Consider the following 13,934-nt stretch of genomic DNA (forward strand, 5'->3'; position numbering starts at 1 on the left):
GTGGGAGCGGGCTTGCTCGCGAAGGGGCCCTGTCAGCCGATGAAGATCTTACTTGGCAGCCACTTTCTCGGACTTGCCGTCATAGCGCTTGCGCCATTCGGTGAGGATTTCATCGCGATTCTTCGACGCCCAGGCAAAGTCGTTCTTGATCAAACGCTGCTCATAATCCGCCGGCAATTCGGTCTGCGGCTTGGCAATACCTGGCTGCGCGAGCACCGCGAAGTTCTCTTTATAAAGCTCCATCGCCGCCGGGCTGGCAGAGAAGTCAGCCAGTTTCTTTGCGGCATCCTCGTGCGGTGTGCCCTTGATCACGGCGGTGGCTTCGATCTCCCAGCCCAGACCTTCTTTCGGCAGGATGATGTCCAGCGGCGCGCCTTGGCGCTTCAGCTGAACGGCCGGGTATTCAAAGGAAATACCGATCGGGAATTCACCCGCCGCTGCCAGCTTGCACGGCTTGGAACCGGAGTGAACGTACTGGCCGATGTTCTGGTGCAGGTCGTCCATGTACTGCCAGCCCTGCTTCTCGCCGAAGGTTTGCAGCCAGGCGCTGACGTCGAGGAAACCGGTGCCGGACGACGCCGGGTTGGGCATGACGATTTTGCCTTTGTACTCAGGCTTGGTCAGGTCCTGCCAGCTCACGGGTTTGCTCAGGCCCTGCTTTTCGGCTTCGACAGTGTTGAAGCAAATGGTCGCAGCCCAGACGTCCATGCCGACCCAGGCCGGCGGGTTGGCGGCGTCGCGGTAGTTGCCGCCGATCTTGCCCAGGTCCTTCGGCGCGTAACTTTGCAGCATGCCTTGCTGGTCGAGGATCGCCAGGCTCGAAGCGGCCAGGCCCCACACCGCATCAGCCTGCGGGCGGGCTTTTTCGGCCAGCAGTTTGGCGGTGATGATGCCGGTGGAGTCGCGCACCCACTTGATCTCGACGTCCGGGTTGGCCTTTTCGAAGGCTTCTTTGTAGGTCTTCAGTTGTTCGGCTTCGAGGGCGGTGTACACCGTCAACTCGGTTTTCGCCGCGAAGGCGTTCAGGCTGAAAGCGGTGAGGACAGCAGCGGCCAGGGCCATAGGCTTGAACATGATCTTTTCCTGTTTGAGTTGAGGGGTTGAAGCGAATCAATGGCCTGGCGCGGTCTGCCGCCAGGCCTGGGAGCGGCGCAACAAACCGCGCGAGGCCCAGGCCAGCAACAGGGACACGCCCGCCGAGGTGAACAGAATCAAAGTCGACATCGCCGCCGCGCCGCCGACGTTGCCGGCGTCATCCATGTTCAGTACCGCCACCGCCGCGAGGATGGTGTCGGGGCTGTAGAGGAAGATCGCCGCCGAGACAGTGGTCATGGCCGAGACGAACAGGTAACGCACGATGTCCAGCAGCGCCGGCAGGCAGATCGGCACGGTGACGCGCAGGTAATGCCGATACAGCGGCGCCTTGAGCGACAGCGCGGCGGCTTCGAACTCGGCGTCGAGTTGACGCAGCGCCGTGGTCGCGGTCATTTGCGCGGTGGTCAAATAGTGAGCAATGGTGCACACCACCAGCAGGGTCATGGTCCCGTAGAGCACATGCAGCGGGTTGCCGCTGAGGTTGAAGAAAAAGACGTAACCCAGGCCCAGCACCAGACCCGGCACCGCCATCGGTACGAAACTGAGCATGCGCAGTGTCAGATTCAGCCCGCGCTGGCCCTTGGTTTTTTCCATCAGGTAGGCGCCGGTGAAGATCAGCACGCTGCCGATCAACGCCGTGCACAAGGCCATCTTCACGCTGTTGCCGTAGGCCAGCCAGCCACCGCCCGCCGTGTCGTTGAACTGGTAATGGTTGAGCGACAGCGACAGGTTGTACGGCCAGAATTTCACCAGTGACGAATACACCGCCATGCCGAACACCAGCAGCAACACCGCGCAGATCAGCAGCACGATGGCCAGGTAGCAGTCGTCCCGCAGTTTCGACGGCGCCGGTTGAAAGACCTGCGCCCGACCGCTCATGGAATCGCCGTGACGCCGACGCAGCCAGGCGTCGACCCCAAAACTGAACAGCGCCGGCAGCAGCAGGACCATGCCGATCAACGCGCCGCGACCGAACTGTTGTTGGCCGACCACGGCTTTGTAGGCTTCCAGCGCCAGTACCTGATAATCGCCACCGACCACCACGGGTACGCCGAAGTCGGTGATGGTCAGGGTGAATACCAGACAGAACGCCGCGAACACGGCCTGACGGGTTGCCGGCCAAGTGATGCTGCGAAAGGCTTTCGCCGGACTGGCGCCCATGCTGGAGGCGGCATCGAAGAGTCGCGCATCCGCCAGCGACAGGGCCGACAGCAGAATCATCAACGCGTGTGGGAAGGTGTAGATGACCTCACCCAGAACAATGCCCCAGAAGCCGTAAATGTTGTCCGAGAGCAAACCGCGCAACATGCCCTGGTTGCCGAACAGATAAACCAGCGCAATGCCCGGCAACATCGACGGCGCCATCAGTGGCAACAGCGACATCCCACGCCAGATGCCTTTGCCCGGTATCAATGTGCGTTGCAGGGCGTAGGCAAACAGGTAGGCCAGCGGTACGACAATCGCCGCAACGCTGAGGGAAACCTTCAGGCTATTGCCGAGCAACCAGTGAAAATTGGCACTGGTAACCAATTCACGGGCGGCCACCAGACCGCCGCCCTGCCCGGCTTCAGAGCTGAAACCGCGCCAGAAGATCGCCAGCAACGGCATCAGTACCGCAACGCCGAGCAACACCAACAACAGGGCCTTGCCCCCGACCACAAACACCCGGTCGCCAATCTCGGCACGGGAGGTCTGCCGAACCTGCTTGTGCGGTATCGGCAGCGCGAGGTTCGCGCTCATCAGGCAAACACCTGCAGGCTGCGCGGTGGCAAGGCGACCATGATCTGTTGCGCGCCGAGGCGCGGCATGGCTTCCGGCGCCAGTTCCGCCAGCAGCGCATGACCCGGTAGTTGATCGAGTTCGAAGCTCATGCGGCAGCGGTTGCCGAGGAAGGTGATTTCGCGAACCTTGGCCGGGAACAGGTTTTCTTCATGCACGGGCGGGTTGACGTTGATCGCTTCCGGGCGGCAGAACAAACGTCCGGACGCGGTTTTGGCGCTGCCGTCGGCCAGGCGCATGTTCATCCCGCCGACCTGGGCGTGGCTGTCGCTGCTGCGCTGGAATGGCAGCCAGTTGCCCTGGCCGACGAACTCCGCCACAAACGGCGTCGCCGGGCGGTCGTAGATTTCCTGCGGCGTGGCGTATTGCTCGACCTTGCCGTTGTTCATCACGGCGATGCGGTCGGCCATCAGCATGGCTTCGTCCTGATTGTGGGTGACCATCAGGGTGGTGATGCCGAGGTTGCGCTGCAGTTGGCGCAGTTCGGTGCACAGATGCTCGCGGACCCGAGCGTCGAGGGCCGACATCGGTTCGTCCAGCAGCAGCAACGAAGGTGCCGGCGCCAAGGCCCGAGCCAGTGCGACACGTTGCTGTTGGCCGCCGGACAATTGGCCGGGGTACTTTTTCTCACTGCCGATCAGGCCGACCAGCTCCAGCATCTGACCGACACGCTTGCGCACTTCATCGCGACCACTGCCGGCGAGGCCGTAGGCGATGTTCGCTTCGACGGTAAGATTGGGGAACAGCGCGTAGGACTGAAACAGAATGCCGTAGTCCCGAGCCTGGGGCGCCAGATGGGAAACGTCGCGATTGCCGAGGTACAACTCGCCACTGTCCTGCTTCTCAAGACCGGCAATGCAGCGCAGCAAGGTGGTTTTGCCACAGCCCGACGGACCGAGCAGACACACCAGCTCACCGGCCGCCACGTCGAGGGAAACGTTATCCAGCGCGGTGAAGGCGCCGAAGCGTTTCTGCACGCCGCGCACTTTCATCGGCGCGCCGGGGTTGGTCAGGGCAGTTGCGATCGAGTGGTTCATGGACAGGCCTCATCAAGCAGATGAAGGCCATCCTAGATTTGTAATGCGTCCGACATGTGGCAGTGAGGCAAAAACGGCTGATAGTGGTATTCAAGGATTTGGGTTGGAGTTATGGGTTGTCTGGTCTGGCGCCTTCGCGAGCAAGCCCGCTCCCACATTTTGGAATGCGTTTCCCCTGTGGGAGCGGGCTTGCTCGCGAAGAGGCCCGCACAGTCAGCGCAACTCTCAGACCGGAGCCATTTCCTGCGCCAACCCCAGGAACGCCGCCGGCAGCCGCGCGCCTTTTCGCTCTTTGAGGCAGTACAAATACTCGGGGATCTGCGGCGCATTCTCGATGGTCAGCACGCGCAGTTGCGGATCATGCGGCACTTCCTGCCGGGCAATGATGCTGATGCCGATATTGCGCAACACCGCCTCACGGATCGACTCACGGCTGCCAATTTCCAGCAGCGGCCCGAAACTCACCCCGGCGCTGGCCAGCAATTCCTCGGTCAGACGTCGAGTGGTCGAACCCGATTCGCGCATCAATAACGTATGCCCGGCCAACGCACTGAGCGGCACATGGTCGTGGACCGCCAACGGATGATTGCGATGCACAGCTAGCACCAGCGGATCGCTGCCGAGCACCCGGCGAATCAGCCGCGCATCGTCGAGCAACTGCGACGACGCCGCGACATCCACCCGGTAATCCTCCAGGGCTTCAAGCACTTGCTGGGAGTTACCGATCTCCACCGACACTTCCACCTGTGGCAGGCGCTCGCGAAAGGTCTTCACCAGATCGAGGATGTAATACGGCGCGGTCGCGGCGATACGCAACGTGCCTTGGACCTGACCGCTGTTACGCAGGAAAAACTCGATGTCGGCTTCCTGCTGCAACAGCGCCTTGACCATCGGCAACAGCCGCGCACCTTCATCGCTGACGCTGAGGCGGCGGCCGCCACGGTAGAACAGCTCAACCGAGTACTGGCTTTCCAGATTGCGAATCTGCGTGGTCACCGTGGGTTGGCTCAGGCCGAGTTTTTTCGCCGCCAGGGTAATGCTGCCCAAGCGGGCAACCATGTAAAACGCCTTCAGCTCGGCACTCAGCACACCCTTTCCTCATCGTCTATTTGCGCAATAAGCGCAAACCGTTAAACACCACCAACAGGCTCACGCCCATGTCGGCGAACACCGCCATCCACATGGTGGCGATCCCGGCGAAGGTTACCCCAAGAAAGATCGCTTTGATGACCAATGCCAGGGCAATGTTCTGTTTGAGGATGCTTGAGGTTTGTCGTGACAGCCGGATGAAGGTCGGGATCTTGCGCAGATCGTCGTCCATCAGGGCGACATCGGCGGTCTCGATGGCGGTATCGGTGCCCGCTGCCGCCATGGCAAAACCGATCTCGGCCCGCGCCAGTGCCGGGGCGTCGTTAATACCGTCACCGACCATGCCGACGATATGGCCCTGTGCATAAAGGGCTTCGATGGCTTGCAGCTTGTCGGTCGGCAGCAGATCGCCCTTGGCCTCGTCGATGCCGACTTGCGCGGCAATCGCCTGAGCGGTGTGGACGTTGTCGCCGGTCAGCATCAGGGTTTTGATGCCCAAGTCGTGCAGTTGCTGGATCGCCTCGCGGCTGGACTCTTTCACGGTGTCGGCCACGGCGAACAGCGCCAATGGGCCGGATTTGTCGAGCAGCAGCACCACGGACTTGCCCTGTTTCTCCAGCGCGAACAGCTTTTCCTCCAGTGCAGGCGAGCACAGGTTCAGTTCTTCCACTAAACGGTGATTACCCAAGTGGTAAACCTGACCATTGATTTCGCCGCGTACACCGCGACCGGCCAGCGCCGCAAAGTTATCCACAATCAGCGGTGCGAGTTGTTTATCCACAGCCGCGTTGGCAATGGCCAACGACACTGGGTGATCGGAGCGACCGGCCAGCGCAGCAGCAATCGCCGGGGCTGATGCGTCAGCGGTTGGATCAAGCGACAGGTAATCGGTCTGCACCGGTTTGCCGTGCGTGATCGTGCCGGTCTTGTCCAAGGCCAGGTAATCGAGCTTGTAACCGCCCTCCAGATAAACGCCGCCCTTCACCAGAATCCCATTGCGCGCCGCCGCCGCGAGGCCGCTGACGATGGTCACCGGGGTTGAAATCACCAGCGCACATGGGCACGCAACCACCAGCAACACCAACGCCCGGTAGATCCAGTCGAACCATACGGCGCCCATGAACAGTGGCGGAATCACAGCGACGGCGAGAGCCAGGATGAACACCGCCGGGGTGTAGATTTTCGAGAAGCTGTCGACGAAACGCTGGGTCGGTGCCCGCGCGCCTTGGGCCTGTTCCACGGCGTGGATGATTCGTGCCAGTGTCGAGTTGTTGGCCGCTGCGGTTACTGAGTACTCCAGGGAACCTGCCTGGTTGATGGTGCCGGCGAAGACTTTATCGCCGATGGTCTTCTCCACCGGCAGGCTTTCACCGGTGATCGGCGCCTGATCGATGGTCGAACTGCCCGAAACCACTTCACCGTCCAGGCCGATTCGCTCACCCGGACGCACCCGCACCCGCGCACCCAACTCGATGGTTTTAACATCCCGCTCAATCCAACTGCCGTCGGCCTGCTGCACCGTGGCTTGTTCCGGGGTCATCTGCATCAGACCGCCGATGGCGTTGCGTGCCCGGTCCAGAGACTTGGCTTCGATCAACTCGGCCACGGTGAACAGGAACATCACCATCGCCGCTTCCGGCCACTGGCCGATCAAAATCGCGCCAGTCACCGCGATGCTCATCAGCGCGTTGATGTTCAGGTTGAGGTTTTTAAGCGCGATCCAGCCCTTTTTATAGGTCCTGAGGCCGCCGCTGAGGATCGAGATCAGCGCGATGACTGCCACAACCCAGTTCGGCGCAGCGTTGGTGAAGTGGATCACTTCGGCGGCCAGCGCACCAATACCCGACAGCGCCAAGGGCCACCAGGGCTTTTTCTCGGGAGCCGGTGCTGACGGTTCAGCGCCCTGCTCTATCGGCTCGGCCTGCATGCCGAGGGACTTGATGGCGTCGATGATCGGAGCAGTGCTCGGCAGGTCATGGGTGACGCCCAACACGCGGTTGATCAGGTTGAACTCCAGTTGCTGCACGCCCACGAGTTTGCCGAGTTTGTTCTCGATCAGTGTCTGCTCGGTCGGGCAATCCATGGCATCGATGCGGAAGCTACTCAGCCGCGCGCCAGCGGTCGGCGTTTCGCTGAGTTTGATCAGCGACGGTGCCGCCACTTTGGACGAACAGCAGGAATCCTCGTGGCTGCCATGGTCATGCTTCTGTACAGGCTGCAGCTTGTGGCTGTGATCGTGATCGTGATCGTGATCGTGATCGTGATCAGCCTCGGGTTTGTGCGTGTGAAGGGAATCGCTCATTGGGTCGCGTCCGGAAAGGTGCCTGTTGCCAAGTAAAGACCCTATAGCCACTATAGGGTCAAGCACCCTTTTGGAGATTGCCGTCATGAAGATCGGAGAACTGGCCAAACTCACCGACTGCGCCGTGGAAACCATTCGCTACTACGAGCGCGAAAATCTGCTGCCGGAGCCGGCCCGTAGCGACGGCAACTACCGCGTCTACACCCAGGCCCACGCCGAGCGCCTGACCTTCATCCGCAACTGCCGCACCCTCGACATGACGCTTGAGGAAATCCGCAGCCTGCTGGCCCTGCGTGACAGTCCGCAGGATCAGTGCGAAAGCGTGAATGCGTTGATTGACGAGCACATTCATCACGTGAAGGCGCGGATCGATGGGTTGATGGCGTTGCAGACACAACTGCTCGACCTGCGCCAACGTTGTGGCGAGGGGCCGGATATTGATCAGTGCGGGATTTTGCAGCGGCTTGAAGTGAACGGCGGGGTTGTGGCGACGGAGGTGGAGCATTCCCATGTTGGCCGCAGTCACGGCCACTAAAAACACCGAAAATCAAATGTGGGAGCGGGCTTGCTCGCGAATGCGTCGTGTCAGTCAACGATGATGTCGACTGGCATACCGCTTTCGCGAGCAAGCCCGCTCCCACATTTGGTCGGTGTTAAGGCTTAAACCGCCATCGGCGCGGTCATCGGCGCGTGGTGCTCGTAGCCTTCGAGCGAGAAATCGCTCGGCTCGATCAACTCCAGCCACTCCGGCTGATAAACACCCGTCTTGGCAAACTCCGGCACACGATCACTAATCACCAGTTTCGGCATCGGGAACGGCTCGCGCTTGAGCTGTTCATTCAGCATGTCCAAATGGTTTTCGTAGACGTGGGCATCACCGATGAAATAGGTGAACCAGCGCGGCGTGTAGCCGGTCAGGCGACCGATCAGGCTCAGCAGCGCGGCGCCTTCGGTGAGGTTGAACGGCGTGCCCAGGCCCAGGTCGTTGGAGCGGATGTACAGAGTCAAAGAGATTTCTTTGGTCTCCACATTCGGGTGGAACTGGTACAGCAAGTGGCACGGCGGCAGGGCCATTTCATCGAGCTGGGCGACGTTCCAGCCGTGGAACAGAATGCGGCGGCTGCCCGGGTCTTTGATGATGGTGTCGACGCACTGGCGGATCTGGTCGATCGCCTTGTACAGCACCACGTAGGCTTGACCGTCTTCTTCGCCTTCGGCGATTTGGCGGTAGCCCTGACTCAGGGTCTGTTCGATGGCGGCCTGGTTGCTGACCGGGATCTGCTTGTACGCCGGCCATTTGCGCCATTGCACGCCGTAGATCTCGCCGAGGTCGTCTTCGCCCTGACGGAACGGGTTGGCCAGCCACTGGGCGTTTTCGTTGGCGTTCTGATCCCAGACCTTGCAACCCAGCGCACGGAATTCGGCGGCGTTGTTCACCCCGCGCAGAAAACCACACATCTCGCCGATGGCCGATTTGAAGGCCATCTTGCGCGTGGTGATCGCCGGGAAACCTTCCTTCAGGTCATAACGCAGCATCGCGCCAGGGAAGCTGATGGTGTTCACGCCGGTGCGGTTGGCCTGTTTGGTGCCGTTCTTGATGACGTGGGCGACCAGTTCGAGATATTGCTTCATGAGTTACCTGTGTCCTTGAACCCGGGACCGTCGCCCCGGGGTTCGAATTTATACGGCCGCCGCTGGAGCCGCCGGTGCACGGTGATACGCCAGCCAGATCAGGTACAGACCGCCGACGATCATCGGTACGCAAAGTACCTGACCCATGGTCAGCCAGTTCCAGGCCAGATAGCCCAGTTGCGCGTCCGGTACGCGGACGAATTCGACGATGAAACGGAAGATGCCATAGAACAGCGCGAACATCCCGGACACCGCCATGGTCGGCCGCGGCTTGCGCGAGAACAACCAGAGAATGGCGAACAGCGCCACGCCTTCGAGCGCGAACTGGTACAGCTGCGACGGGTGACGCGCCAGTTGCGCTGGATCGGTCGGGAAGATCATCGCCCACGGCACATCGGTTGCCTTGCCCCACAACTCGGCGTTGATGAAGTTGCCAATACGTCCGGCGCCCAGACCGATCGGCACCATCGGTGCGACGAAGTCCATCAGCTGGAAGAACGACTTGCCGTTCTTTTTACCAAACCACAACGCGGCCAGCATCACGCCGATGAACCCGCCGTGGAACGACATGCCGCCCTTCCACACTTCAAAGATCAACAACGGGTTGGCGATGTAAGCACTCAGATCGTAAAACAGCACATAGCCCAAGCGGCCGCCGACAATGACCCCCATCGACATCCAGAACACCATGTCGGAGAGTTTCTCTTTACTCCAGGTCGGGTCGAAGCGGTTCAACCGGCGCGACGCCAGCAGCCAGGCGCCGCCGATGCCGATCAGGTACATCAAGCCGTACCAGTGGATTTTCAGCGGACCGATGGCCAATGCCACCGGGTCGATCTGCGGGTAAGGCAGCATTGCGACTCCTCGTTAGAGTTGAAACCTTTAAAATTCCCGGGCGACGCTGTCACGCCAGGATTAAGTCAGGATTGCGCTGCGTCAGAGCAGGAAATTCAGGCCCACGCAGAACAGCAAAGCGGCGAACAGTTTTTTCAGCAACTTCGGCGACAGGCTGTGGGCCAGTCGTGCGCCGAGGCGGGCGAAGAACATGCTAGTCAGGGCGATCCCCAGCAGCGCCGGTAAATAAACAAAACCGAGACTATGGGCCGGCAGCAACGGATCGTGCCAGCCCAGAATCATGAAAAATAATGCACTGGACAAGGCAATCGGCAGACCGCAGGCGGATGAAGTCGCCACCGCTTGCTGCATCGGCACGCTGCGCCAGGTCAGGAACGGCACCGTCAGCGAACCGCCACCAATCCCGAAAATCGCCGAGGCCCAGCCAATCACACTGCCGGCCACGGTCAGACCGACTTTACCCGGCACCGTTCGAGAAGGCTTGGGTTTGAAATCCAGTGCCAGTTGCGCGGCGATGACCAAGGCGAAGACACCAATGATTTTCTGCAGGTTGGGCCCGGAAATCGCCTCCGCCGTCAGCGCCCCAAAACCGGCGCCGATGAGAATACCGAGGGTCATCCAGGCAAAAATCGGCCAACGCACGGCACCGCGACGGTGATGTTCGCGGATCGCATTGACCGAGGTAAATATGATTGTCGCCAGGGACGTGCCGACCGCAAGGTGCGTGAGGATCGACGGATCGAACCCTTGCAACTTGAAACTGTAGACCAGCACCGGAACGATAATGATACCGCCGCCGACCCCGAACAGCCCGGCCAGCACACCTGCACAGGCGCCAAGCGCCAGATAGAGCAGAAATTCCATGCGCATCCCCAAATGAGAGCGGCATGGTAACGGATGCATGGCCTCAAGCTCCACTGGATGGCGATGGATACCCGCACGACGACTGAGTAGAGTGAGCAGAAAACACACAAGGACTGCCTTATGTGCCTGATTGTTTTCGCTTGGCGACCGGGTCACGCCCAGCCGCTGATCGTGGCGGCCAACCGCGACGAATTCTATGCCCGGCCCAGCCTGCCGCTGGCGCAATGGACCGAAGCACCGCACGTGCATGCCGGTCGCGATCTGGAGGCCGGGGGCACCTGGCTCGGTGTTGGCGCCCATGGACGCTTCGCCGCGCTGACCAATATCCGCGATCCGCACCAGCCGCCCGCACGCAAGTCGCGAGGCGAGCTGGTGGCGCGATTTCTTAGCGGGGATTTGCCAATAGATGACTATTTGAGCGACGTTGTTGCACGTTCGCTGGAATATGCCGGGTTTAACCTGCTGATCGGCAATGCCAACGAACTGTGGCACTTCAATGCCCGGGAGACTGAGGCCGTGATGCTGCCACCGGGGGTTTATGGGTTGTCGAACGCGGGGCTGGATACGCCGTGGCCGAAACTGCTCAAGGCGCGGGAAGCGCTGGAGGAAGTGCTGGAAGATCCGCAACCCCAGGCTTTATTGGCGTTGCTGAATGATCCGCAGACGGCGCCATTTGCCGAACTGCCGGATACCGGGGTCGGGTTGGCCACCGAGACGTTGCTGTCGAGTGTGTTTATTGCCAGTCCGACTTATGGGACGCGGGCGAGTACGGCGTTGATTGTTCAGGCGGATGGGACGCGGTGGATGGTTGAGCGGAGTTTTGGGCCGTATGGCGGGCATTTGGGGGAAGTGGAGATCAGGGTTTAGCGCTGTCAGGACTGACGCCTTCGCGAGCAAGTCGAGTCGTCGCACCGCCGCTCCCACATTCGACCGCGTTCTTCTGGGAAAACTCGGTTAAATGTGGGAGCGGGCTTGCTCGCGAAGGGGCCATTAGCGTTTAGAGGGTCTTGGCCGAAGCCGGATTAATCATCCGCGCCAACCCAAGGTTCTTCAGCGCCAATTGCAGCGAGCTGTGGATAACTTGCGGGTTGTCGATGGTCATCAGCTCCGCGAGCAATTCCTTGGCCTTGCTCAGGTTGATCTGACGCAGCATCCACTTCACTTTCGGCAAGTTGGTGGCGTTCATCGACAGGCTGTCGAAGCCCATCGCCATCAACAGCACCGCCGCCGCCGGGTCACCGGCCATCTCACCGCAGATGCTCACTGGCTTGCCTTCGGCATGAGCGTCACGCACTACGCTCTGAAGGGCTTGCAGCACCGCTGGGTGCAGGTAATCGTAGAGGTCGGCTACCCGCGGGTTGTTTCGGTCCACGGCCAGCAGGTACTGGGTCAGGTCGTTGGAACCGACCGACAGGAAGTCCACTTGCCGCGCCAGTTCCTTGGTCTGATAAACCGCCGCCGGAATTTCGATCATCACGCCGATCGGCGGCATAGGCACATCGCAGCCTTCGTCGCGGACTTCGCCCCAGGCCCGGTGAATCAGGTGCAGGGCTTCTTCCAGTTCGTGAGTGCCGGAGATCATCGGCAGCAGGATCCGCAGGTTGTTCAAGCCTTCGCTGGCCTTGAGCATGGCGCGTGTCTGCACCAGGAAGATTTCCGGGTGGTCGAGCGTGACGCGAATGCCGCGCCAGCCGAGGAACGGGTTGTCTTCCTTGATCGGGAAGTACGACAGCGACTTGTCGCCGCCGATGTCCAGGCTGCGCATGGTCACCGGTTGCGGGTGGAACGCGGCGAGCTGCTCGCGATAAATCGCCAGTTGCTCTTTTTCACTCGGGAAGCGCTGGTTGATCATGAACGGCACTTCGGTGCGGTACAGACCGACGCCTTCAGCGCCACGCTTCTGCGCCCGCGCCACGTCCGCCAGCAGGCCGGTGTTGACCCACAGCGGCATGCGGTGGCCATCGAGGGTCACGCACGGCAAGTCCCGCAGTGCATCCAGCCCGAGGGCCAGTTGTTTCTCTTCCTCGACCACTTCGGCGAACTGCTTGCGCAACACTTCGCTGGGGTTGGTGTAGACCTCGCCGTGGTAGCCGTCGACGATCATCTGGATGCCGTCGACTTTCGAATACGGCAGGTCGACCAGGCCCATCACCGTCGGGATACCCATGGCGCGCGCCAGGATCGCCACGTGGGAGTTGCCGGAACCGAGTACCGACACCAGACCGACCAGCTTGCCTTCCGGCACCTCGCCGAGCATTGCCGGCGTCAGTTCTTCGCTGATCAGGATGGTGTTGTCGGGGTAGACCAGGGTCTGTTGACGTTCTTCCTGCAAGTAAGCCAGCAAGCGGCGACCAAGGTCTTTGACGTCCGACGCGCGCTCACGCAGGTAGGCATCGTCCATCAATTCGAAACGGTTGACGTGTTCGGTGACCACCTGACGCAACGCGCCCTGGGCCCACTGACCAGTCTTGATCACGGTGGTGATTTCGCTGCCGAGCGAGGCATCGTCGAGCATCATCAAATAGACATCGAACAGCGCGCGCTCTTCCGGGCGCAACTGGTTCGCGAGCTTGGCGGACAAGGCACGCATGTCGGCGCGCACGCCTTCGATGGCAGTCTTGAACAGCCCAAGTTCGGCGGCGATGTCGGTGATGGTCTTGTCGGGCACCACGTCCAGATCGGCCGGCGGCAGCATGACCACCGCGGTACCGACTGCCGCACCCGGCGAACCCGGTACGCCGATGAACTTGGCTTCCTGGATGCCCTTGCCCTGACGGCCCAGCCCCCGGATCGAACCGGTGGCCTCGGCGTGGGCGATAACGCCGGCGAGCTGCGCGCTCATGGTCACGAGGAAGGCTTCTTCACCTTCATCGAACTGGCGACGTTCTTTTTGCTGAATGACCAACACGCCGACGACGCGGCGGTGGTGAATGATCGGTGCCCCGAGGAATGAGGCGTAGCGCTCTTCACCGGTCTCGGCGAAGTAGCGGTAGCGCGGGTGATCCGCGGCGTTTTCGAGGTTCAGGGGTTCTTCACGCGTGCCGACCAGGCCAACCAGACCTTCGTTGGGTGCCATGCTGACTTTGCCGATCGAGCGCTTGTTCAAGCCCTCGGTGGCCATCAGCACGAAGCGGTTGGTCTCAGGGTCAAGCAGGTAGACCGAGCAGACCTGGCTGCCCATGGCCTCTTTGACGCGCAACACAATAATCCCCAACGCCGCCTTGAGATCCTTGGCGGAGTTAACTTCCTGGACGATCTTGCGCAGCGTATTGAGCATGGCT

The 13,934-nt window shown here is 61.0% G+C and carries 11 protein-coding genes; 2 read left to right on the forward strand and 9 right to left on the reverse strand.

What is annotated here, in order from left to right; genetic code table 11:
- Positions 1-48: 48 nt before the first annotated feature.
- The 5 genes from E3W21_RS15185 to E3W21_RS15210 form a co-directional block, all read right to left on the reverse strand.
- Positions 49-1,074, reverse strand: coding sequence for a putative 2-aminoethylphosphonate ABC transporter substrate-binding protein (locus E3W21_RS15185; RefSeq protein ID WP_129440272.1), 1,026 nt, complete (start codon positions 1,072-1,074; stop codon positions 49-51).
- Between the two features lie 36 nt (positions 1,075-1,110).
- Positions 1,111-2,835, reverse strand: a complete 1,725-nt coding sequence (locus E3W21_RS15190) for a putative 2-aminoethylphosphonate ABC transporter permease subunit (protein WP_134420732.1) — start codon at positions 2,833-2,835, stop codon at positions 1,111-1,113.
- Positions 2,835-3,911, reverse strand: a complete 1,077-nt coding sequence (locus E3W21_RS15195; RefSeq protein ID WP_134420734.1) for a putative 2-aminoethylphosphonate ABC transporter ATP-binding protein — start codon at positions 3,909-3,911, stop codon at positions 2,835-2,837. Before E3W21_RS15195 ends, E3W21_RS15190 begins: the two co-directional genes overlap by 1 nt.
- 225 nt (positions 3,912-4,136) lie before the next feature.
- Positions 4,137-5,000: a LysR family transcriptional regulator gene (locus tag E3W21_RS15205; RefSeq protein WP_134420738.1), complete on the reverse strand. Its 864-nt coding sequence runs from the start codon at positions 4,998-5,000 to the stop codon at positions 4,137-4,139.
- A gap of 16 nt (positions 5,001-5,016) precedes the next feature.
- Entirely contained in the window at positions 5,017-7,302 is a 2,286-nt protein-coding gene (locus tag E3W21_RS15210) for a heavy metal translocating P-type ATPase (protein ID WP_134420740.1), read from the reverse strand.
- A gap of 85 nt (positions 7,303-7,387) precedes the next feature.
- Between E3W21_RS15210 and cadR the strand changes: the two genes are divergently transcribed.
- Positions 7,388-7,837, forward strand: coding sequence for a Cd(II)/Pb(II)-responsive transcriptional regulator (gene cadR, locus E3W21_RS15215; protein ID WP_129440262.1), 450 nt, complete (start codon positions 7,388-7,390; stop codon positions 7,835-7,837).
- A gap of 125 nt (positions 7,838-7,962) precedes the next feature.
- Here the strand turns inward: cadR and E3W21_RS15225 are convergent, their stop codons facing one another.
- From E3W21_RS15225 to E3W21_RS15235, 3 genes are all read right to left on the reverse strand, one after another.
- Positions 7,963-8,934: a thymidylate synthase gene (locus E3W21_RS15225; protein WP_033060541.1), complete on the reverse strand. Its 972-nt coding sequence runs from the start codon at positions 8,932-8,934 to the stop codon at positions 7,963-7,965.
- 48 nt (positions 8,935-8,982) lie between these two features.
- The gene (gene lgt, locus E3W21_RS15230; RefSeq protein WP_134420742.1) at positions 8,983-9,789 is read right to left on the reverse strand and encodes a prolipoprotein diacylglyceryl transferase; all 807 of its coding nucleotides are present in this window, start codon (positions 9,787-9,789) and stop codon (positions 8,983-8,985) included.
- An 81-nt stretch (positions 9,790-9,870) separates the two neighbouring features.
- Positions 9,871-10,653 carry a sulfite exporter TauE/SafE family protein gene (locus E3W21_RS15235; protein ID WP_134421236.1) on the reverse strand — a complete coding sequence of 261 codons (783 nt, stop codon included), beginning with the start codon at positions 10,651-10,653 and terminating at the stop codon, positions 9,871-9,873.
- A 120-nt stretch (positions 10,654-10,773) separates the two neighbouring features.
- On the opposite strand from E3W21_RS15235, the gene E3W21_RS15240 reads away from it, so the two are divergent.
- Positions 10,774-11,520, forward strand: coding sequence for an NRDE family protein (locus tag E3W21_RS15240; RefSeq protein WP_134420744.1), 747 nt, complete (start codon positions 10,774-10,776; stop codon positions 11,518-11,520).
- Positions 11,521-11,650: 130 nt separating this feature from the next.
- Here E3W21_RS15240 and ptsP read toward each other — a convergent pair whose 3' ends face one another.
- A complete protein-coding gene (gene ptsP / locus E3W21_RS15245) occupies positions 11,651-13,930 on the reverse strand; it encodes a phosphoenolpyruvate--protein phosphotransferase (protein ID WP_033060547.1) in 2,280 nt (759 codons plus the stop codon).
- Positions 13,931-13,934: the final 4 nt, after the last annotated feature.

It is taken from the genome of Pseudomonas sp. F01002 (assembly GCF_004402115.1).
GTDB lineage: Bacteria > Pseudomonadota > Gammaproteobacteria > Pseudomonadales > Pseudomonadaceae > Aquipseudomonas > Aquipseudomonas frigoris.

Excerpts from the sequence above, each read along its gene's own strand:
- E3W21_RS15185 (WP_129440272.1), bottom strand. The coding sequence starts at position 1,074 with ATGTTCAAGCCTATGGCCCTGGCCGCTGCTGTCCTCACCGCTTTCAGC.
- E3W21_RS15190 (WP_134420732.1), bottom strand. The coding sequence starts at position 2,835 with ATGAGCGCGAACCTCGCGCTGCCGATACCGCACAAGCAGGTTCGGCAG.
- E3W21_RS15195 (WP_134420734.1), bottom strand. The coding sequence starts at position 3,911 with ATGAACCACTCGATCGCAACTGCCCTGACCAACCCCGGCGCGCCGATG.
- E3W21_RS15210 (WP_134420740.1), bottom strand. The coding sequence starts at position 7,302 with ATGAGCGATTCCCTTCACACGCACAAACCCGAGGCTGATCACGATCAC.
- cadR (WP_129440262.1), top strand. The coding sequence starts at position 7,388 with ATGAAGATCGGAGAACTGGCCAAACTCACCGACTGCGCCGTGGAAACC.
- E3W21_RS15225 (WP_033060541.1), bottom strand. The coding sequence starts at position 8,934 with ATGAAGCAATATCTCGAACTGGTCGCCCACGTCATCAAGAACGGCACC.
- lgt (WP_134420742.1), bottom strand. The coding sequence starts at position 9,789 with ATGCTGCCTTACCCGCAGATCGACCCGGTGGCATTGGCCATCGGTCCG.
- E3W21_RS15235 (WP_134421236.1), bottom strand. The coding sequence starts at position 10,653 with ATGGAATTTCTGCTCTATCTGGCGCTTGGCGCCTGTGCAGGTGTGCTG.
- E3W21_RS15240 (WP_134420744.1), top strand. The coding sequence starts at position 10,774 with ATGTGCCTGATTGTTTTCGCTTGGCGACCGGGTCACGCCCAGCCGCTG.
- ptsP (WP_033060547.1), bottom strand. The coding sequence starts at position 13,930 with ATGCTCAATACGCTGCGCAAGATCGTCCAGGAAGTTAACTCCGCCAAG.